We start from the raw sequence: 19565 nt of genomic DNA, 5'->3' as shown, positions 1-19565 counted from the left end.
ACTCTCTCGGGAAGCAAGTTGGGGAAAACTACGAATTCGGATTCATCGGATTCCTGCGACTCTTGTCACAGAGTCAGGCTCACACTAGGTTAAAGTTCAATTACTAGACTGCATGCGGCGGAACTAGTCACCAAAATTGATCAGGCGTTTCTTGCTTCGGAGGCTTCCGAGGCAACGGTGAGGGATTCTGCCATCACCAACGCGAAAGGTGGAGACAGGGCATGAACTGGACAGACGAGCGTGTCGAAAAGCTCAAGAAGCTTTGGTCGGAGGGGCTGAGTGCCAGCCAGATCGCTGCGCAACTTGGCGGAGTAAGTAGAAACGCTGTTATCGGCAAGGTTCACCGGCTCAGTCTTCCCGGCCGCGCCAAGGCCGGCGGCACCGCAACCACGGCGCGTGCGCCCAAGCGCAACACCTCTGCGCCCCGCGCCCCGAACTATGCATCTCGCATCGCCACCCGCACCGTGACGCGCCAGCAGGGCGCAACGATGCTGAAGGAAGAGATCGAGATCGAAACGGTCGAGGAAATGGAATACGTGCCGGCCAAAAACGTGGTCGTGCCTATTTCGCGTCGCCTCGGCCTGACGGAACTGACGGAGCGCACCTGCAAGTGGCCGGTCGGCGATCCGCTGAAGGACGATTTCTACTTCTGCGGCTGCGACTCCCCGGATTCATCGCCCTATTGCAACTACCACCAGCGTCTCGCCTATCAGCCGGTGAGCGAACGCCGCAAGGCCGTCCGCGTCGCCTGATCCGCGATCTTCCAACAGATGCAACGTATCATCACCCCTCCTCGCCTCGCGCGGAGGGGTGATTTTTTAGCCGGCACAGGAACGGCGGAAAACGGCTCCTGACCGCGATCTGCGGAAGGCCGATCTCGGCCTGCATCCACCTGCCTGACAATGCGAACTTATTTGGCCATGACCATCGATGCGTTTCAGCCCCAAGGCTGGCATAGACCGATGGTCATGGCGCTGTAGCGCGATTTTCTGATACAGATGCGGTATTCTGGTCGAGTAGCACGGCGCACATAGTCGCTTGGGGGTGCCAATGGAGATCGATCCAAAGCGGATGACAATGGGGTTCGTCGGGGCGGGCACGATTACCGAGGCTGTCGTCACCGGATTGGGCAAGACAGCGTTTCGCGACACACCCATCGCGCTGTCACCTCGTAACGCAGGCGTCGCCTCTCGGCTCGCGGCGGCAAACGGGAATGTGTCTATCGCTGTGGGCAACCAGGATGTTCTCGACCGCTCCGATCTCGTATTTTTGGCAGTGAGGCCGCAAATTGCCGAGGAGGTCATCCGCTCGCTCCAATTTCGGCCGGGCCACCATGTCATCAGCTTTGTCGCGGCTACGCCAATGGATCAACTGCTGGCCTGGATCGATCGGCCGGTTCGCCTGAGCCTGGCAATTCCACTTCCGTTCGTCGCCGATCTCCAGGGAGCGACTGCGATCTACCCGCCCGACGAGGTCTCCCACACCCTCTTTTCGGCGCTCGGAACGGCGATCCAGGTTGAAGACAAGCAGGAGTTCGAACTTCTCGCCGTAGCGAGCTGCCTGATGGCCAGCTATTTCGGCATCCTGGACGCGACGTCGACCTGGCTGCAGAGCAAGGGGCTCTCGGGAACGGCTGGCGATGCCTACCTCCGTCAATTGTTTTCCGGCCTCGCCCATGCCGCCCGTTCGAAACCTGTCGCGAGTTTCGATGAACTCATCGGCGAGCATTCGACCAAGGGCGGATTGAATGAACAGGTGCTCGAAGACTTTCGCGCGTTTGGCGGGACTGCGGCTCTGCAAAAGGCTCTTGATCGAATTCTTGTGCGCATCCGTCTGTAGAAAGCAGATCCTCTCGAGGTTCGCTTTCGGCGCCTCGCGTCGGTTTTCATAAGGAGCTAGGGGTGCCAGATAGACAAACGGGCCGCCCGGCAAGCGAGCGACCCGTCTGGACCTCCGATCACTCGGATTAAGCTTAAGCTTCCATGGAATATCCCGCGCCGCGCACGGTGCGGATGACATCCTGCATGTTGGAGAAATTCAGCGCCTTGCGCAGGCGGCCGACATGGACGTCGACGGTGCGCTCGTCCACGTAGATATCATGGCCCCAGACGCCGTCGAGAAGCTGCGAGCGGGAGAAGACGCGGCCCGGCGAGGACATCAGGAATTCCAGCAGGCGGAATTCGGTCGGGCCAAGGCGGACTTCGCGGCTCTTGCGATGGACGCGGTGCGTTTCGCGATCGAGCTCGATATCACCACATTTAAGAACGGTGGAGAGCACCTCGGGACGGGCGCGTCGGAGCATCGCCTTGACGCGGGCGACGAGTTCCGGCGTGGAGAAGGGCTTGACGACATAGTCGTCCGCGCCGGTCGAAAGACCTCGAACGCGCTCGCTCTCTTCGCCGCGCGCCGTCAGCATGATGATCGGCAGGCGCTCGGTTTCCGGCCTCATTCGCAGCCGGCGGCAGAGCTCGATGCCGGAAACGCCCGGCAGCATCCAGTCAAGGATGAGCAGGTCCGGCGTGCGCTCCTGAAGCCGGATTTCGGCTTCGTCGCCACGAAGGATCGTATCCACCTCGAAACCTTCGGCTTCGAGGTTGTAGCGGAGAAGCACGCTCAGCGCCTCTTCATCTTCAACAACTGCAACTCTTGGGATCATGCGTGTCAGTCTCCTAATGCATGATCCTTAAACCGGGGGTGATTTAAGCAAGGGACCATGCAAGAACTCGGAATTGGCTGCGACCCTTGCGCGCCCCCGACGGGCGCGCACGCAATCGGCAGGTCCGGATTACTCCGTGACCGCACCAACGGTATTGGAGCTGTCGTCCTTCGGACGCTCGCCCTCCGGCTGGGCGCCGGTTGCCATGTAGTAGATCGTCTCGGCGATGTTGGTCGCGTGGTCGCCGATGCGCTCGATGTTCTTGGCGCAGAAGAGAAGATGCGTGCAGCTCGTGATGTTGCGCGGATCTTCCATCATGTAGGTGAGGAGTTCGCGGAACAGCGAGGTGTACATCGCGTCGATCTCGTCGTCGCGCTCGCGGATGGACTTGGCCTTGTCGGCCGAGCGATTGGTGTAGACGTCGAGCACTTCCTTGAGCTGGACCAGAGCCAGTTCGGAGAGATGCTCGAGACCGCGGGCGAGCTTGCGCGGAACGCCGGTGCTCTGCACCGCAATGACGCGCTTTGCCGTGTTCTTGCCGAGATCGCCGACGCGCTCGAGGTCGGCGGCAATGCGGATCGAACCCATGATCTCGCGAAGGTCGGAGGCCATCGGCTGGCGGCGGGCGATCGTGACGATCGCCTTGTCGTTGATTTCGCGTTCAGCGTGATCGAGGATCACGTCGTCGGAAATGACCTTCTGAGCGAGTGCGGTGTCACCGTTGACCAGCGCGCGAACTGCGTCGGCGCCCATCTGTTCGGCAAGACCACCCATCTCGGAAATGCGCCGGGACAGGAACTTCAGATCGTCGTCATAGGCGGAAAAAATATGTGTCGATGCCATGGGGCTTTGTCCTCGAAAATCGGGAAGGCTTCACATCGCCAAAATCAGCCAAACCGGCCCATGATATAGTCCTGGGTGCGCGGATCGTCCGGATTGGTGAACATCTTGTCAGTATCGTTTTCCTCGACCAGGTTGCCGAGGTGGAACATGGCCGTACGCTGTGATACGCGGGCGGCCTGCTGCATGGAATGCGTCACAATGACGATGGTGTAGTTTTCACGCAGCTCGTGGATCAGCTCCTCGACCTTTGCAGTCGCGATCGGGTCGAGCGCTGAGCAGGGTTCGTCCATCAGGATGACTTCCGGGCTGACGGCGACAGCGCGTGCGATGCACAGACGCTGCTGCTGACCACCGGAGAGGCCGGTGCCGGATTCATGCACGCGGTCCTTGACCTCGTTCCAGAGGCCGGCGCGCTGCAGGCTGGTCTCGACGATCTGGTCGAGGTCGGCCTTGGACTTTGCCAGACCGTGAATGCGCGGGCCGTAGGAGACGTTTTCATAGATCGTCTTCGGGAACGGGTTCGGCTTCTGGAATACCATGCCGACGCGGGCACGCAGTTCGACGACGTCGATATCGGGATCGTAGATATCATCCGTGTCGAGCGTGATCTTGCCGGTGACGCGGCAGCCGTCGATCGTGTCGTTCATGCGGTTCAGCGAACGCAGGAAGGTGGACTTGCCGCAGCCCGAGGGGCCGATCAGCGCGGTCACGGTGTTTTCGCGGATGTTCAGATTGACATCGAAAAGCGCACGCTTCTCGCCGTAATAAACGGAGACATCCTGACCGATCATCTTATACGGGACGTTGCTCATTTTCTGGTCCAGCGCCTTCTCGACTGCGGCTTCCGTCAACATGTTCATGATCTTTACTCCGTTTACCAGCGGCGCTCAAAGCGACGACGCAAGAGGATAGCTCCGATGTTCATGACGATCAGGAACAGGAGCAGGACGATGATGGCACCCGAGGTTCTTTCCACGAATGCGCGCTCGGCTTCGTTGGCCCACATGTAGACCTGAACCGGAAGTGCCGTGGAGGGATCGAGCGGAGTGGCCGGCGCCTGGGCGACGAAGGCGACCATGCCGATCAGGAGCAGCGGCGCAGTTTCGCCGAGTGCGTGGGCAAGACCGATGATCGTGCCAGTCAGGATGCCGGGCATTGCAAGCGGCAGCACATGGTGGAACACCATCTGCATCTTCGAGGCGCCGAGGCCGAGGGCTGCCGAGCGGATCGACGGCGGTACGGCGCGCAGTGCCGCACGCGTCGCGATGATGATCGTCGGCAGTGTCATCAAGGTCAGCACCAGGCCGCCGACCAGCGACGCCGAACGCGGCAGGCCTGCGAAGTTGATGAAGACCGACAAGCCGAGCAGACCGTAGACGATCGACGGAACGGCGGCGAGGTTGTTGATGTTGACCTCGATCAGATCCGTCAGCCTGTTCTTCGGCGCGAATTCCTCGAGGTAGATCGAGGCTGCGACGCCGATCGGCAGCGAAAGGGCAAGCACGATGAGCATCAGGTAGAGCGAGCCGATGAGGGCGACGCCGAGACCAGCGGCCTCCGGACGGCTGGAATTGCCGTTGACGAAGAGGCCGGTGTTGAACGTCTTGTGGAGAGCACCGCTCGCCTTCAGCTCGTTCATCCAGGCAACCTGCTTGTCGTTGACCTTGCGGTTCTTCTCATCGACCGAAAGGTTGATCTGGCCTTTGTTGGCGCTGTCGATATTGGCATCTGCAAGCACCGTGACATTAACGGTCTTGCCGATGATCGAGGGGTCGGCAACGACCATGTCGCGCAACTGGATCGGCGCGCCCTTTGACAGCATGGCGGATGCGTCGCGCACGTCAGGACGGCTCGATGCATTGATGCCCAGCTGCTTGACGATCGCGTCGCGCAGCAGAACCGGATAGTTGGCAGCAACCAGCACCGAGGGGTCGGTTGCACGCTTGTTGTCCGGGTCGAGCGTCTTCTCGGCGAACTCGATCGGCAGCGTGATCGACGTTTGCTGGAAGGCCGTATAGCCGTTGCTGATGACCGTCCAGAGCAGGATGAAGAGGAAGATGAGGCCGAACGCTATGGCTGCGATGCCATAGGCCTGGAACCGGCGCTCGGCGGCATAGCGGCGCTTGATGCCGATATCGCGACGCGCGGGCGCCTTGGAAACGGTGACGCCAGCGACGGGGGAAACAATATTCGTCATTCGTACTGCTCCCGGTATTTGCGCACGATGTAGAGCGCGTAAATGTTGAGGCAAAGCGTGATGCAGAACAGCGTGATGCCAAGTGCGAAGGCGACCAGCGTCTGCGGCGAGGTGAACTCAAGGTCGCCGGTCAACTGGTTGACGATCTTGACGGTCACGGTCGTCATCGGCTCGAAGGGATTGATCTGGATACGGGCGGCGACGCCGGCGGCCAGAACCACGATCATGGTTTCGCCGATGGCGCGGGAAGCCGTCATCAGCAGCGCGCCGACGATACCGGGAAGAGCTGCGGGCAGGACGACCTTCTTGATGGTTTCGGAGCGCGTGGCGCCGAGGCCGAGCGAACCGTCGCGCAGGGCACGCGGAACGGCGGTGATGATGTCATCCGACAGCGAGGAAACGTAAGGGATCAGCATGATGCCCATGACGATGCCGGCGGTGATGACGCTCTGCGCCTGGATGAAGTTCGTATAGTTACCGGTCAGGAGACCGCTGATCTGCGACGAGAAATCACGCAGGAACGGCCCGACGGTGACGAGCGCGAAGAAGCCGTAAACGATGGTCGGAATGCCGGCGAGCACTTCGAGAAGTGGCTTGGCGATCGAGCGGACCTTCGGAGAGGCGTATTCGGCCATATAGATGGCGGCAAAGAGGCCAACCGGCACGGCGACCAGCATGGCGACCAAGCCGATATAGAGCGTGCCGAGCAGGAGCGGGATGAGTCCGAACTGGCCGAAGGAGGAGCTGCCCGCACCGGCAAAGCGCGGATCCCAGACCGTTCCGAAGAAGAAGTCGACGAAGGGAACGACGGAGAAGAAACGTGCCGCTTCTGACAGCATCGAGAGAACGATGCCGATCGTCGTCAGAATGGCGATGGAGGATGCAACGAGCAGCGCCCAGAGCATGACACGCTCGACACGATTGCGGGCGCGGAAGCGCGGAGCAACCGAGCGCAACGCATAGAAGGCGCCTGCGACGGAAATGAGCAGAACGATCGCCGTCATGATGGTGCGGCTCGTCATGCTCTCAGAGTTCAGGGTCTTTGCGGCATCGATCATGTAAGGCTGCGGCTCGCCGGCGAGCGGCACACCCTTTTCACTGAGCTTTGCCTGCAAGCCCGCGGGATTGCCCGAGAGGGAGGAAACCTCATCCGAGGTCAGCAGGTTCATGCCGCGGGCAATGGTGGCGACCATGCTGTAGGCGAGATCCTGCTGGACGGCCGGCTGCGCCTTCACGTCGTCAGGAAAGGCGCCGCGAACAGAAGAAGAGATGATGCCCGGGCTGACAGCCAGCCAGACACACAGAACGATCAGGGACGGCAGAGCAGCCCAGATCGCGGCATAGGAGCCATAATAGGCCGGCCGCGAATGCAGGGCAGCAGATCTGCCTCCGGAAAGTGCGCTAGCGCGGCTGCGCGCAGCCACATAGGCAACGGCGCCGATCACCACCAGGCACAAGAGTATGATGGATGTGCTCATTCGTTACGTCCCCAGGCCCACAGCCCCCAAAGAGCCCGGCAGCTCCAGGAGCGTGCCATCGGCTTCATTATCATGGAGAAGAAGTTCACCCGTCCGGCGCCCCATTGGAGCCGGATGGATAAGGCGATGCCGGCGCGACGCCCCCGAGCGTCGCGCCGGCAAAGTTCATTACATGGTCTTGCCAGCCTCTACGTCCTTGCGGATCGCGTCGCGCTCTGCGTCCGGAGCAGCAACGAGGCCGTATTCGACGAGCGGGCTGTCAGGGCCGATCATCTGGTCGGATACGAAGAAGTTGACATATTCCTTCAGGCCGGGAACGGCGCCGAGATGTGCCTTCTTGACGTAGAAGAACAGCGGGCGGGAAACCGGGTACGTGCCGTTAGCGATCGTTTCCGTGGACGGAACGATGCCGCTCATGGAAGCAACCTTGAGCTTGTCGGCATTGTTTTCGTAGAAGGAGAGGCCGAATACACCAACGCCGGTCTTGTTGGCAGCGATGCGTGCCAGCGTTTCCGGATAGTCGCCGTCGATGTCAACAGCAGCGCCGTCCTTGCGAACTGCGACGCATGCCTTGGCCTGGGCAGCCTTGTCGGTGATTTCCTTGGCGATGACGTCCTGAGCGCCGGAAGCCTTGCAGCCAGCAGCGAGAACGTTCAGTTCGAAGACTTCGCGGGTGCCGTGCTTTTCGCCCGGGATGTAGGCAGCGATATCAACAGCCGGAAGCTTCGGGTTGACTTCGGACCACTTCTTGTAGGGGTTGGCAACGAGCTTGCCGTCAACAACGACCTGTGCTGCGAGAGCCTTGTAGATGTCCTGCGGAACGTAGGCAACGTCAGGGTTGGACGAGTCGGTTGCGAAGACGATGCCGTCATAACCGATCTTGACTTCCTGGATGTCGGTCACGCCGGCAGCCTTGCAGGCTTCAGCTTCGTTCTTGTTGATCGGACGCGAAGCATTGGCAACGTCGATCGTGTCTTCGCCAACGCCCTTGCAGAATTCCTTCAGGCCAGCGCCCGTACCGCCGGACTCGACGACCGGAGTCTTGAAGTTGGTGAAGGTTTCACCAAAGGACTCGGCAACGATCTTTGCGTACGGCAGGACGGTGGACGAACCAGCAACCTGGATCTGGTCGCGGGCGACAGCAACGCCAGCGAAAGCGGCGGTTGCAGCGAGCGCGGCAACAGTAAGTTTAAAGGTGTTCATTTGAATCTCCCGGCATTTGGGCTTGTGTGAGTGCGGCCTCAAAGAGGCCCTCGCATTGCCTTTTTTCATCGGCAGGACTCTCTTAGCGCCTTAAGCACCGTCCTTTTATGTCAAATCGGTGAAACATTTATGACAGATTAAGTCATTGATTATTAAATCAAAAATATGACACTTCAAAATAGTGTGCGACATATTGCGTCAGAAGCGCACCGTGAACTCGGTTCCCTTGCCCACCTCGGATTTAACGATCAGCCGTGCACGATGGCGCGTCAGAATATGCTTGACGATGGCAAGCCCGAGGCCGGTGCCCTTCTTCGAACGGCTGTCTTCAATGCTGACGCGATAGAAGCGCTCCGTCAGGCGCGGCACGTGTTCGGCGGGAATGCCAGGCCCCTTGTCGACAACGCTGACCTCGACGGGCTGGCCCGACCCGTTCTTCAGCCAGACATCGACGATCTCGCCCTCCTGGCCGTATTTACAGGCGTTTTCCATCAGGTTTTCAAAGACCTGAACGAGCTCGTCGCGATCGCCCAGCACCTCGACCTTGCCCTCGGGCAGATGCAGGTTGATCGAGACGCCGACATCCCTTGCAAGCGGCAGAAGCGAGTCCCTGACGTGGCCGAGAAGCGGCACGAGATCCACCTTCTCGTCGGGGGCGATGTGCGATTTGAGTTCAAGCCTGGAGAGGGACAGGAGATCGTCGACAAGCCTGCTCATGCGTGTCGTCTGATCGAACATGATGCCGAGGAAGCGAGCCTGCGCCTTCTGATCGTTCTTTGCCGGACCCTGGATGGTTTCGATGAAGCCGCGCAGCGAGGCAAGCGGCGTGCGCAGCTCGTGGCTGGCATTGGCGACGAAATCCGAGCGCATGCGATCGATGCGGCGAACCTCGGAAATATCGCGGAAGGAAAGGATATAAAAGCGCTCGTTGCGGCCGTCATCATCCTTGAATTCGACAGGAGCGCTGCGAACGATATAGACGCGCTCCGAAGGCAGCCGCTCGGAATGCTCGATCTGGTTCGGGGCGTTGGTGGCGATGGTCTCGCGCACCATGTCCAGCACGCCAGGCGAACGCAACCGTGCCGATATATGGGAGCCGAGCGTCGCCTCGCCGAAGGCTTTTTCGGCCGCCCGGTTCTGGAACAGCACCGAGGCATCTTCCGAGAGCACCATGACCGGGATATCGAGGCCGGCGAGCGTAGCGGAGACTTCAGGCAGGCGGCTCGGAAGCACTTCAGGCTCGGGTTCGACCGGTTCGACGACATCGGGCCTGATGACCGGGGCCTCGTTGAAGAGCGAGGTGACGATCATGACCAGCAGCAGGGCGAGTACGATCCATTTGTTCATGCCCGCAGCAAGCGCGACAAGCGCGCTCATCAGCGTCGCCAGCAAAACCGGACGTTCGCGCCGGATGCGCGCCAACAGGCTTTTTGTCCACGGCATTTGGTCTTCCAAACGGCCCCTCACGGCATCGATTCGTTTTTCTTCACATTCAAACTCTGCCTGATAGCCGCGTTTCATGACAGAAGTTTTCCGTTTCCGAAACTTGTACGAAAAGCCGCAGCACTCAGCACCGGATTATGCTCTGCTCACGCATCGGATTTGATTTTCAACGATAAATATGTTCGCCTGCCGAAAGGCGAAAGCATCAAGCGCCGGAGGAGATGATGGCCGAAGACGTCGAAAGCAGAGCCGTGGAGCTGGAGATCAGGGGCAAGAAACGCGTCTTCGATATCGATGATCCCGTGCTGCCCGACTGGGTGGACGAGCATGCGCTGGAATCCGGCGACTATCCCTACAAGAAGAAGCTCAAGGAAGACGAATATTTCGAGGAGCTGAGGAAGCTGCAGGTCGAGCTCGTGAAAGTGCAGTTCTGGCTACAGGCGACCGGCAAACGGGTGATGGCGCTCTTCGAAGGACGTGATGCGGCCGGCAAGGGCGGCGCGATCCAGGCGTCCTCGGCTCACATGAACCCGCGCCTTGCCCGCGTCGTGGCGCTCGCCAAGCCCACGGAGCGGGAACAGGGCCAATGGTACTTCCAGCGCTATATCGCGCAGTTTCCGACCTCTGGCGAATTCGTGCTCTTCGACCGCTCGTGGTACAACCGTGCCGGCGTGGAGCCGGTCATGGGCTTCTGCACGCCGAAACAATACGAGGACTTTCTCAACCAGGCGCCGCAGGTGGAGAAGGTCATTGCCCATGAAGGCATCTTCTTCTTCAAGTTCTATCTGGATATCGGCCGGGAAATGCAGATCAAGCGGTTCCATGACCGGCGCCACGATCCGCTCGCCGTCTGGAAGCTTTCCTCGATGGATATAGCCGCCCTGACCAAATGGGACGACTACAGTGAGAAGCGCGACCGCATGCTGAAGGAAACCCACACCGAATTTGCGCCCTGGACCGTGATCCACGCCAACGACAAACGTCGGGCACGGCTCAACCTCCTGCGCCACATGCTGAAAACCATCGACTATGACGGCAAGGACAAGAACGCTATCGGCACAATCGACGACATGATCATCGGCTCCGGCCGAGGCTTCCTGAAATAGAGGTCGCTACAGCCTCGGACGCACGGCGCTCTGGCAAACCCTGCCGCTTATTGGCCGGGCAGAATCCGTACGGCGAAGAGATTGATGCCGCGAGCCTTGCCATCGACATCACTGTTGATCATCAGCCGGCCCGCGGAATTCGGGGCCAGCGAACGGTCGAAGCGCACCTGAAGCAGCGCGTCCGATTTTTCACGCGTGACGTTGAAGCGGTGGCGGGCGCAATTGCCGAGTGACTGGAAATCGCATTCGACGGTGATCTGCGTGGGCTCGTCCGTGGTGGACTGCAAGGTCAGCGCGATGGTCGAGGATTTGCCGGCGAGCTGCTGCAGGACATTGGCCGGGATGGTGATGGAGACGTTGCCATCCGTATTGCCGCTCTGGGACGTCAGGCGAACGGCCTGACCTTCCGTTTCGGTGACATTTTCCGTGCGGGCACGCGCACCGCTCTCGATCTTGTCAGCATCGGAGGGCTTGAAGACCTCGATCCAGTCTGCCGAGAAGCTGTTTTGCGGGTCGATCGTCACAGGCTGGTCGTCATGCGAGGGGGGGCTGTTGGCGGCACTATCCTCGCCATCGAAATCTTCCGGCTGGGTGCTCGCGGGCGGATTGGCGACGCTCGTGTCACGCTCGGCCGCCGTCAGCAGCAGGCCGGAACTATAGGCCCACCAGGCACCGGTGCCGATGAAAGCGAGCAGCACGCACCAGACGAGCAGACGCGAGAAGAACTTGCGCGGCTTGCGGCGGACAGCTGCCCGCTCGGGGCGAAAATCCATGCCGCCGCGCTTTTCCGGCGCTGCGCGCATTTCGCCGCGCATCTCTCCGTGGGGTGCCGCCCCCAGCTGATCAACGCTGCTCGCGTGAACGTCATCCAGGCTCGCATCATCCGAGGTCCGGGAGGCGGCATGGTGGCCGCGCGTTTCACCGGCGACGACCGGATCGTGATCTTCCTGCGCAGGGTAAGCGGGCTCTGCCGCGTGATGGACGGGCTCGGGCATTTCTACGACAGGGGGAACCGGAACCTCCGGAGGCCCCTGCCGCGGGTGAAGGCGGGCGCGCTCTTCGCTCTCGATGGTGTGGATCGTCGTTTCGAGACGGTGGCGATGATGGGCGACCACATCGGCATCGGTGATATCCTGCTTGCGCAGGCCGGCTTCCAGCGCCTGACGCGCGGACTGATAGATGCGTGCACGAACTTCCGCACTGTCGCGGTCTGAATTATCCAACGCAGTTCTGATAGCCGTTTCTAGTCCGCTCACATCAGGCCCTTCACGTTTCCTGCCGGCATCGAGCTCAAAGATCACATGCCTGTCAAAATTCGGTAGCGGCAAGTGCGGCAAACCGCAAGCCTTGCAACCTTACCGGAGCGCATCGGCGGGGGATAAGCGACGCCGCGCTGTGCTTCAAATCTCCATTAGATATTCTGAAACTAGACGGGATTACGGAAAAGAGCACGCGTTCCCTCTCTTGCCCTTTTCCTCAGGCACCGGCTCTGATAATCAATTGACGTTTTCGTAAACGTCAAAATCGGTGAAAGCATGGCCCTGCCCGCGATACTCAGAGATAATCTGCGACTGCCGGTCATCGGCTCTCCGCTTTTCATCATTTCCCATCCGGCGCTGACGCTGGCGCAATGCAAGGCCGGCGTGATCGGCGCCTTTCCGGCCTTGAACGCGCGGCCGGAAAGCCAGCTCGACGAGTGGCTGGCCATTATCACTGAAGATCTTGCCGATTATAATGCCAGGCATCCGGAGCGGCCGGCAGCCCCCTTCGCGGTCAACCAGATCGTCCATATGTCGAACAAGCGGCTGGAGCACGATCTGATGCTCTGCGTGAAATACAAGGTGCCAATCGTCATTTCCTCGCTGGGCGCCGTGCCGGAAGTGAATGCGGCGGTGCATTCCTATGGCGGCATCGTGCTGCACGACATCATCAACAACCGCCATGCCAATTCCGCGATCCGCAAGGGCGCGGACGGGCTGATCGCCGTTGCCGCGGGTGCCGGCGGACATGCGGGCACGCTTTCGCCCTTCGCGCTGGTGCAGGAAATCCGCGCATGGTTCGACGGCCCGCTTCTGCTTGCCGGCTCGATTGCAACCGGCGGCGCCATTCTGGCCGCAGAGGCCATGGGCGCCGACATGGCCTATATCGGCACCCCCTTCATCGCGACGGAGGAGGCGCGCGCCTCCGATGCCTACAAGCAGGCGATCGTCGAGGGCGCCGCCGCCGATATCGTCTACTCGAACTATTTCACCGGCGTACACGGCAACTACCTGAAACCCTCCATCCGCGCCGCCGGCCTCGACCCCGACAACCTGCCTGATGCCGACCCCTCGAAGATGGATTTCGAACAGGCGACCGGCGGCGCAAAGGCCTGGAAGGACATCTGGGGCAGCGGCCAGGGCATCGGCGCGATCAAGGCCGTGGAGCCGGTCGCCAAGCTGGTAGACCGGCTGGAAGTGGAATATCGGGCCGCCCGCACGCGGCTGGCGCTGTGAAGTGCGGGCCTTTCCATTGAAAGGGGGCCTTTCCACAGGCTTCAGCTTTTTTGCCATGGGGCATAAGAGGGTGCTTGAAATCTTCAGACAATGCCTGTATCAGCCCCATGCAAATCGCGGGCGACAAGCTTCGCCCGCCGGATTGCCGCTTTAGCTCAGTCGGTAGAGCACATCATTCGTAATGATGGGGTCACGTGTTCGAGTCACGTAAGCGGCACCATTAGCCTCTTGATTGTAGGCATAAATTCTCGACGTCTTCAGATACTACCTGCCGACGACGCGCTCAAGTTGCCGCGCGTGTAGCGCCTAGGTGTACCGCGCTCCAAGCTCGCAGGTCTTCCATCACGGCCCGAAATCACAAAGGCGGGAGTGTACTTTCTGCTTGGCCCCAATCCGGACGCCGATGGTCAGACGTTCGTTGGCCATATAGCGCCTTGGCACCCCGCCGAAACAGCCTAAGTCGGCGAAGGCCCTCGTGTCAAAAGGACCACGACGACTGCGAGCGACAGGAGCACTCCGAGTACATAGAATGTGTCGGAAAACGCCATGACGAAGGATTGTTGCTGGACGAGCGTGCCGAGCAAGATCTCGGCCTCATGATGCGCATGACCGACATCACCGGCGCCATGCGCCATAAAATACTGCTGCATGTTCGTCAGAAACTGCCCGACGTTGCTTCCATAGGGCGTGACCGACTGGCCGATGATGTTGGAATGGAATTGTTCACGTTTGGTGATGATCGTTGCCAGTGTGGCCGTTCCCACTGCGCCACCGAGGCTTCGCATCATGTTGAACAGCCCGGATGCCGCTCCTGATTGCTCTCTGGGGATCCCAACAGTTGCGATACCGATCAACGGCGCGATCACCACGGCCTGACCAATTGCACGCACGATGTTGGTAATCATGAACTGGGGACCACCGTCGTCGAAGCTCAAATGCGTGTTCAGAAAGCAGCTTGCTGCGAAGATAGCCAAACCGACAGAGACGATGGCACGCCGATCGAAGTGTTTTTGCAGCAAAGGTACGAAGGGGATGATCAGAAGCTGGGGCAGGCCGGCCCAGGCCAGCACCAAGCCGGTTTGCTCGGCATTGTAGCCTTGAACGCCGTTCAGGTACGCAGGCAGCACGTACACCGAGCCATAGAGAGCAAAGCCAACGAGGATATTGGCGAGCGTACCCAATCCAAAATTTCGGTGCGCGAGCAGACGTAATTGGACAGCAGGTTTCTCGACGACCAACTCGATAATGATGAAAATCGTCAGTGCAATGGCTGCCAGGATGGCCAAGTGCACTATGTAGGGTGACCCGAACCAGTCGTCCTTGTTGCCTTCATCGAGCACTGTTTGCAGCGACGCCAAGCCAACCGCCATGAATGCGATGCCGAGCCAATCGCCGTCGCGGAGCAATGCGAGGTTCATCTTGGATCGTTCCAGCGTCGGATAGAGCAAGCCAAACATCAACGCCCCGGGGATAAGATTGATGAAGAAAATATACTGCCATCCGTAGTTTTCGGTCAGGTAGCCGCCGATGGTCGGCCCGATTGCTGGTCCGAAGGTCGCAGTCAGCGCGAAAGCCGCTAACCCCGTCGGCTGCTGGCGCAGCGGGATCGTCGTCAACACGCGAGTGAAGGCCATCGGAATCATCACCCCGCCCGTGAGGCCCTGCAATCCACGGAACATGATCATTTCCGATAGGTTCGTGGCAAAGGCGCAGCAGATGGAAAACAACAGGAACAGGCCGAGATTGCCGAGCAAGGCGCGGCGGAAGGTGAAGACGCGGCTGAGATAGTCCGTCAGCGGGATCATGATGATTTCGCCGATCAGATAGGCGGTCGAGATCCAGGTGCCGTTGTCGGAACCGGTACCGATACCGCCTTCGATCTGTGGTAGCGAGGAATTGGTGATCTGAATGTCGAGGACGGCAATCAGTGCCCCCACCATACAGCCGCCAACCGCGATCCAAGTGCGTACGCTGGCGCCCGCCTCGCGCTCAACGCCGGATGTTTCCATGCCCGCCATCGCCGTAACCTCCCAAGGATTACTTGCCTGTGTTCCCGGGAGGGTTGCCATCAACGGCCGGTCCAACCTTGATTGTGGTCGTTACCGACATCCCCGGAAGCAGGCGACCGGCAAGTGGATCCGACTTGTCGATGGTGATCTTGACCGGAACACGCTGGACGATCTTGGTAAAGTTGCCGGTCGCGTTGTCGGGCGGCAGCAAGGCGAACTCCTGACCGCTTGCCGGCGCTAGGCTGTTGACGATGCCGCGCACGGTGATACCTGAAAATGTATCCACGTCGATCCTGACCGATTGGCCTGGCTTGACGTTGGCGAGCTGAGTCTCCTTGTAATTGGCGACGACATAGGCCGCCTGGAGCGGCACTACGGCCAGCAACAGTTGACCAGGCTGGGCGTAGAGGCCAACCCGGACTGCCCGCGCGCCGACTACTCCGTCGACGGGTGCTCGCAGCACCGTGTATCCGAGATTGAGTTCGGCCTGAGCCAGCGCGGCACGATTGTGACCAAGAGTCGCTTTTGCTTCGGACTCTTGAGCATCGAGCGTAGCGATCTGCTTCTGCGCGGCGACCAGTGCAGCCTTGTCCTTGACTACGACGGCCTTCGCCGAATCGGCCTGCGACGATGCCTGTTGGGCCTCTTCCACTGTTGCCGAACCCGTTTTTGACAGGGTCATGAAGCGCTGGTTGTTCTGTTCAGCGAACACTTCCGATGCCTGATCGGTATTGATCGTCGCTTGCGCTTCATCGATCAGGGCCTTTTGTTCGCTGAGTTGGGCGGCAATACTGACGATGGCCGCTTCGGCCTCGGCGACATCCGCCTTGGCCTGATCGACCGCCGCCTGAAAGTCGCGCGGATCAATCGTAGCGAGAATGTCACCGGCTTTGACCGGCTGATTGTCATTGACAAGAAGCGTCTGGATATAGCCCGCCACCTGTGGCGCTATCGCGACCACGTCGGCCTGCACATATGCATCGTCCGTCGATTGTTCGAATTGCCACACCGTCCAGTATTTCCAGCCGCCATAGGCCGCTGCACCAAGCGCCACCATCCCTATCGTACCCAGCACCAGCATTCGCCATTTCGGCTTTCGCGTCGGCGGAACAGGTGTCCCTGTCTCCGCTTGATCGCTCTCATCTGAAGTTTTCAGGTTTGTGTTCGCAGGATGATTGGTGACATTCATGGTCATGGGGGCTCCTGCCCCTGAAGCGCCAACTGGCGGTTTGGGCTGCACCGGGATTTAGCGATTCCAGCAAAGTTAGGTTCAGCCAGCCGGCCGACCCGACCGGGGAAGGCAGTGATGCGATGGATGAAAATTATCCCGTTAGTGTGTGTTTCATAACCATACGTTGGTGTAGGCTATGTCGTGCTTTCTGGTCACGGATTTGAATTCGGGCTTGCGACGTAGACCCACTGCAGCACGTCGTTGATCTGGCTGTTTGGATGCCCGCTTACCGTAAGCGGCGGGCCGCCCCCCTTGACCGAGATCGTCGGGAGATTTGCTACTCGCCGCATGAGCTACACTCTGGTATCGCGGCACACGCTGACATTTCGAGTTTCGCGCCCCCTGACGGCCATAATCTTACCGGCAGCGCAGCCGTTCGAGGCGATGAGACGCGGCCGTCCCCGACACCCGTATCGGACCGGGAAACTTGCGATCCCTGACTCGTGCTCGACAGTGTGCAGGTGATTGCGCTGCCAGTCATGGTCGTTCCGCTGCGACCGATCAGAGGCAGAATGCGCGACGACGGCTGTTCATAACAAATGCGATGCAGTTCGACGCAGGGCGACGTTCACTCTATCGGCGGCTCGCCGCACCGAAGGCAATGTGGGCCGGCCCGGCACGGCAGCCGTCGTCCGTGGAGGTCCTTAAGCGGGCTGAACCTATGGCCCATTCCGGAACAGGCGTTTTGAGTCAAGGTTCCTGATCATGCTGAACTGCAGCACGTTATCAGCTTCGAGCTGGGCTGCCGGCGCCGGCCTTCCTATGAAATAGCCTTGAATCTGGTTGATCCCGTACTGCTGCATCAGCCGCTGATGTTCGATGGTCTCGACGCCTTCAATCAGGATCTGCACGCCGCGATTGCGCAGCAGGCTGATGATGTCGAGCAACATCCTCTTGCCTCTTTCCGTATTGCAGTCATGGAGGAACGATCGATCGATCTTGACGGTGTCGAACTCTATGAGACGGAGCCACGAGAGACCTGCGAAGCCTGTGCCGAAATCGTCAAGCCAGACCTGAGCGCCGAGCTTTCTCAGGTCGCTGATGCAACGAACGACGTCCTGGTCGATTTCCAACTCCACGCCCTCGGTAATCTCGAAAGCAAGCCGGGCACCCGTCACACCGAATTCTGCCAGCGTTGCCGCCACATAGGTGGCGAAACCCGGCGTCTTGAGTTCGATCGGGGAAACGTTGACGCTCGCGACCTGCACGAGGTCGGCCGCCAGCAAGTCCCGGCAAACAGTGCGGATTGCCCACCGGCCGAGTTCGACGATTGAACCCGTTCTTTCGGCGACCGGGATGAATTTGACAGGCGGTACGGACGTTCCATCCAGCATGCTCAAACGCATCAAGGCTTCGACAGCGTCCGTCTTGCCCGTCTGGACGTTGCGGATCGGCTGGTACACGAGAGAGACAAGGCCATGATCGAGCGCGATCTTCAGGGTCGCAGCTATATCCTCGCTGTCATCGCTGCTCTCGGGATCTTCCGGATCGAAGACCACCAGGGTATTGCGGCCCGCAGCCTTGGCGGCGTAAAGCGCGCGATCCGCTTCGTGAATGACCTTCTCGACCTGCTTGCTCTCTTCCCGCGTATAGGACACGCCGACGCTCACCGTGATGACAGTGGTCCCGTCCCGCCTGTGTTCGTGTGGCCAGGCCAAGGCCCTAACGGCAGCACACATCGCTTCTGCAAGCTCGACCATTCGTTCTGGATTCGGCATCGGTGTGATGACGATGAATTCCTCACCGCCGTATCGCCCGATGATCGAGCCCCAGGACTCGGCCACGCTTCGAAGAAGCTCGGAGACAGCGATGAGACAGCGGTCACCTTCCTGATGGCCGTAGCAGTCGTTATAGCGTTTGAAATAATCCACATCGATCAGGAGGACGGCAAAGGGCGCGCTGTCGTCCTGCCAGTGTTGCCAATGATCACGCAGACGTTGATCGACGGCCCGCCGATTTTCGAGGCCGGTCAGCGAGTCCGTGTTCGAGAGATGCAAGAGAGCCTTGCCTCTTTCGTCCGCGGCAGCTTGCTGCAAACTGGCTTCAAGAGCATTCAGGAAGACTTTGTAGCGTTCCCTATTGAGCTGAAGATTCACGTAGGACGTGAAAACAAAGCAGGAAAAACAGAACGCGCCGAGAATGAGCTTGTGCAGCAGCAACATCGGCGCGAACAGATAGAGGGCGCCAGTGAATATGAGCACGTTCGATGCGGAGGCGGCAAGAGCAACCGGAAACCGGAAACTGAAGAACAGATTGACGCTCATCATGAAGATCGCGCCAAACACCATATAATAGGAGAACGCATCCCTGACCGCAGTCATCTGGCCAGTGAGAAGCCAGACGAGATAGGCTGCGAGCACCGACAACGCCGCAGCCATGTCGACCGTATCGGCTTTTGCCTTGCGATAGAGCAGGAATTCCAGCACGCATAGTGCAGCGATGCCGACCACGAGCCGGCCGGCGACCGTGTACTGGACGACATCGCCGATAAAAAGATAATCCGTGAAGGAATATGCAAGGTAGGCAGCGACCGCCGTCCAGAGGCCTTTGCGCGTCGCGTTCTTTCGGCTGCTCTCGCTATTCTGCTTGTATAGGCAACGCAACTGTTCTGGCGACAGCGTCGGCCGCACGGTAGCAGCTGCGGTCTCGGCTAACACGTGCATCATGCCCCTGCCACCCAACATCTTGCAGCAGTTGCCCTTCGCAGACTGCCAAGTGACGCTGGATAGCCGTAGGCAGACTCCACATCAACCGATAATGCCCAAACGGTCCCGAAGCGGGCGGGCTATCGCTCGGTTTCACTAATATTTTCTAAAGCCAGACGTGCATTTGCCCCGCAGTCCAACCTTAACGCTTGACCTCCGTGTAAATGATGAGGATTTTACCCAATGTTTTAAATCCTTG

15 protein-coding genes and 1 tRNA gene are annotated in these 19565 nt (G+C 59.7%); 5 read left to right on the top strand and 11 right to left on the bottom strand.

Features of this window, described 5'->3' with window-relative positions; all coding sequences use genetic code 11:
- Nucleotides 1–221 precede the first annotated feature (221 nt).
- Complete coding sequence (locus LVY75_12055; GenBank protein ID XAZ23957.1) at nt 222–752, top strand: GcrA family cell cycle regulator; 531 nt, start codon at nt 222–224, stop codon at nt 750–752.
- Between the two features lie 298 nt (nt 753–1050).
- The gene (locus tag LVY75_12050; protein ID XAZ23956.1) at nt 1051–1839 is read left to right on the top strand and encodes a pyrroline-5-carboxylate reductase; all 789 of its coding nucleotides are present in this window, start codon (nt 1051–1053) and stop codon (nt 1837–1839) included.
- A gap of 133 nt (nt 1840–1972) precedes the next feature.
- Here the strand turns inward: LVY75_12050 and phoB are convergent, their stop codons facing one another.
- From phoB to phoR, 7 genes are all read right to left on the bottom strand, one after another.
- The gene (gene phoB, locus LVY75_12045; GenBank protein ID XAZ23955.1) at nt 1973–2656 is read right to left on the bottom strand and encodes a phosphate regulon transcriptional regulator PhoB; all 684 of its coding nucleotides are present in this window, start codon (nt 2654–2656) and stop codon (nt 1973–1975) included.
- A 129-nt stretch (nt 2657–2785) separates the two neighbouring features.
- Nucleotides 2786–3499 carry a phosphate signaling complex protein PhoU gene (gene phoU / locus LVY75_12040; protein ID XAZ23954.1) on the bottom strand — a complete coding sequence of 238 codons (714 nt, stop codon included), beginning with the start codon at nt 3497–3499 and terminating at the stop codon, nt 2786–2788.
- A gap of 44 nt (nt 3500–3543) precedes the next feature.
- A complete protein-coding gene (gene pstB, locus LVY75_12035) occupies nt 3544–4359 on the bottom strand; it encodes a phosphate ABC transporter ATP-binding protein PstB (protein ID XAZ23953.1) in 816 nt (271 codons plus the stop codon).
- 14 nt (nt 4360–4373) lie between these two features.
- Nucleotides 4374–5696 carry a phosphate ABC transporter permease PstA gene (pstA, locus tag LVY75_12030; protein XAZ23952.1) on the bottom strand — a complete coding sequence of 441 codons (1323 nt, stop codon included), beginning with the start codon at nt 5694–5696 and terminating at the stop codon, nt 4374–4376.
- Nucleotides 5693–7174 carry a phosphate ABC transporter permease subunit PstC gene (gene pstC / locus LVY75_12025; protein ID XAZ23951.1) on the bottom strand — a complete coding sequence of 494 codons (1482 nt, stop codon included), beginning with the start codon at nt 7172–7174 and terminating at the stop codon, nt 5693–5695. Before pstC ends, pstA begins: the two co-directional genes overlap by 4 nt.
- Nucleotides 7175–7342: 168 nt before the next feature.
- Nucleotides 7343–8377 (bottom strand): substrate-binding domain-containing protein, encoded by a 1035-nt coding sequence (locus LVY75_12020; protein XAZ23950.1) that lies wholly within the window; start codon nt 8375–8377, stop codon nt 7343–7345.
- Between the two features lie 198 nt (nt 8378–8575).
- Nucleotides 8576–9799, bottom strand: coding sequence for a phosphate regulon sensor histidine kinase PhoR (gene phoR, locus LVY75_12015; protein XAZ25704.1), 1224 nt, complete (start codon nt 9797–9799; stop codon nt 8576–8578).
- 245 nt (nt 9800–10044) lie between these two features.
- Between phoR and ppk2 the strand changes: the two genes are divergently transcribed.
- The gene (gene ppk2, locus LVY75_12010) at nt 10045–10926 is read left to right on the top strand and encodes a polyphosphate kinase 2 (GenBank protein ID XAZ25703.1); all 882 of its coding nucleotides are present in this window, start codon (nt 10045–10047) and stop codon (nt 10924–10926) included.
- Nucleotides 10927–10973: 47 nt separating this feature from the next.
- Here ppk2 and LVY75_12005 read toward each other — a convergent pair whose 3' ends face one another.
- A complete protein-coding gene (locus tag LVY75_12005; protein XAZ23949.1) occupies nt 10974–12182 on the bottom strand; it encodes a regulator in 1209 nt (402 codons plus the stop codon).
- Between the two features lie 279 nt (nt 12183–12461).
- Between LVY75_12005 and LVY75_12000 the strand changes: the two genes are divergently transcribed.
- Both LVY75_12000 and LVY75_11995 read left to right on the top strand, forming a co-directional pair.
- The gene (locus LVY75_12000; protein ID XAZ23948.1) at nt 12462–13421 is read left to right on the top strand and encodes a nitronate monooxygenase family protein; all 960 of its coding nucleotides are present in this window, start codon (nt 12462–12464) and stop codon (nt 13419–13421) included.
- A 144-nt stretch (nt 13422–13565) separates the two neighbouring features.
- Nucleotides 13566–13641, top strand: a tRNA-Thr gene (locus LVY75_11995).
- A gap of 235 nt (nt 13642–13876) precedes the next feature.
- On the opposite strand, the gene LVY75_11990 is transcribed toward LVY75_11995, so the two are convergent.
- The 3 genes from LVY75_11990 to LVY75_11980 form a co-directional block, all read right to left on the bottom strand.
- On the bottom strand, nt 13877–15439 hold the full coding sequence (locus LVY75_11990; GenBank protein XAZ23947.1) for a DHA2 family efflux MFS transporter permease subunit: 1563 nt from the start codon (nt 15437–15439) through the stop codon (nt 13877–13879).
- Between the two features lie 19 nt (nt 15440–15458).
- Nucleotides 15459–16625 carry an HlyD family secretion protein gene (locus LVY75_11985; protein ID XAZ23946.1) on the bottom strand — a complete coding sequence of 389 codons (1167 nt, stop codon included), beginning with the start codon at nt 16623–16625 and terminating at the stop codon, nt 15459–15461.
- Between the two features lie 695 nt (nt 16626–17320).
- Nucleotides 17321–19324, bottom strand: a complete 2004-nt coding sequence (locus LVY75_11980) for an EAL domain-containing protein (GenBank protein XAZ25702.1) — start codon at nt 19322–19324, stop codon at nt 17321–17323.
- Between the last annotated feature and the right edge of the window lie 241 nt (nt 19325–19565).

It is taken from the genome of Sinorhizobium sp. B11, assembly GCA_039725955.1.
Classification (GTDB): domain Bacteria; phylum Pseudomonadota; class Alphaproteobacteria; order Rhizobiales; family Rhizobiaceae; genus Rhizobium.
Note: the sequence above shows the minus strand (reverse complement) of the source record. Positions and strands in the feature narration are given on the sequence as shown.

Excerpts from the sequence above, each read along its gene's own strand:
- LVY75_12055 (XAZ23957.1), top strand. The coding sequence starts at position 222 with ATGAACTGGACAGACGAGCGTGTCGAAAAGCTCAAGAAGCTTTGGTCG.
- LVY75_12050 (XAZ23956.1), top strand. The coding sequence starts at position 1,051 with ATGGAGATCGATCCAAAGCGGATGACAATGGGGTTCGTCGGGGCGGGC.
- phoB (XAZ23955.1), bottom strand. The coding sequence starts at position 2,656 with ATGATCCCAAGAGTTGCAGTTGTTGAAGATGAAGAGGCGCTGAGCGTG.
- phoU (XAZ23954.1), bottom strand. The coding sequence starts at position 3,499 with ATGGCATCGACACATATTTTTTCCGCCTATGACGACGATCTGAAGTTC.
- pstB (XAZ23953.1), bottom strand. The coding sequence starts at position 4,359 with ATGAACATGTTGACGGAAGCCGCAGTCGAGAAGGCGCTGGACCAGAAA.
- pstA (XAZ23952.1), bottom strand. The coding sequence starts at position 5,696 with ATGACGAATATTGTTTCCCCCGTCGCTGGCGTCACCGTTTCCAAGGCG.
- pstC (XAZ23951.1), bottom strand. The coding sequence starts at position 7,174 with ATGAGCACATCCATCATACTCTTGTGCCTGGTGGTGATCGGCGCCGTT.
- LVY75_12020 (XAZ23950.1), bottom strand. The coding sequence starts at position 8,377 with ATGAACACCTTTAAACTTACTGTTGCCGCGCTCGCTGCAACCGCCGCT.
- ppk2 (XAZ25703.1), top strand. The coding sequence starts at position 10,045 with ATGGCCGAAGACGTCGAAAGCAGAGCCGTGGAGCTGGAGATCAGGGGC.
- LVY75_12000 (XAZ23948.1), top strand. The coding sequence starts at position 12,462 with ATGGCCCTGCCCGCGATACTCAGAGATAATCTGCGACTGCCGGTCATC.
- LVY75_11990 (XAZ23947.1), bottom strand. The coding sequence starts at position 15,439 with ATGGCGGGCATGGAAACATCCGGCGTTGAGCGCGAGGCGGGCGCCAGC.
- LVY75_11985 (XAZ23946.1), bottom strand. The coding sequence starts at position 16,625 with ATGACCATGAATGTCACCAATCATCCTGCGAACACAAACCTGAAAACT.
- LVY75_11980 (XAZ25702.1), bottom strand. The coding sequence starts at position 19,324 with ATGCACGTGTTAGCCGAGACCGCAGCTGCTACCGTGCGGCCGACGCTG.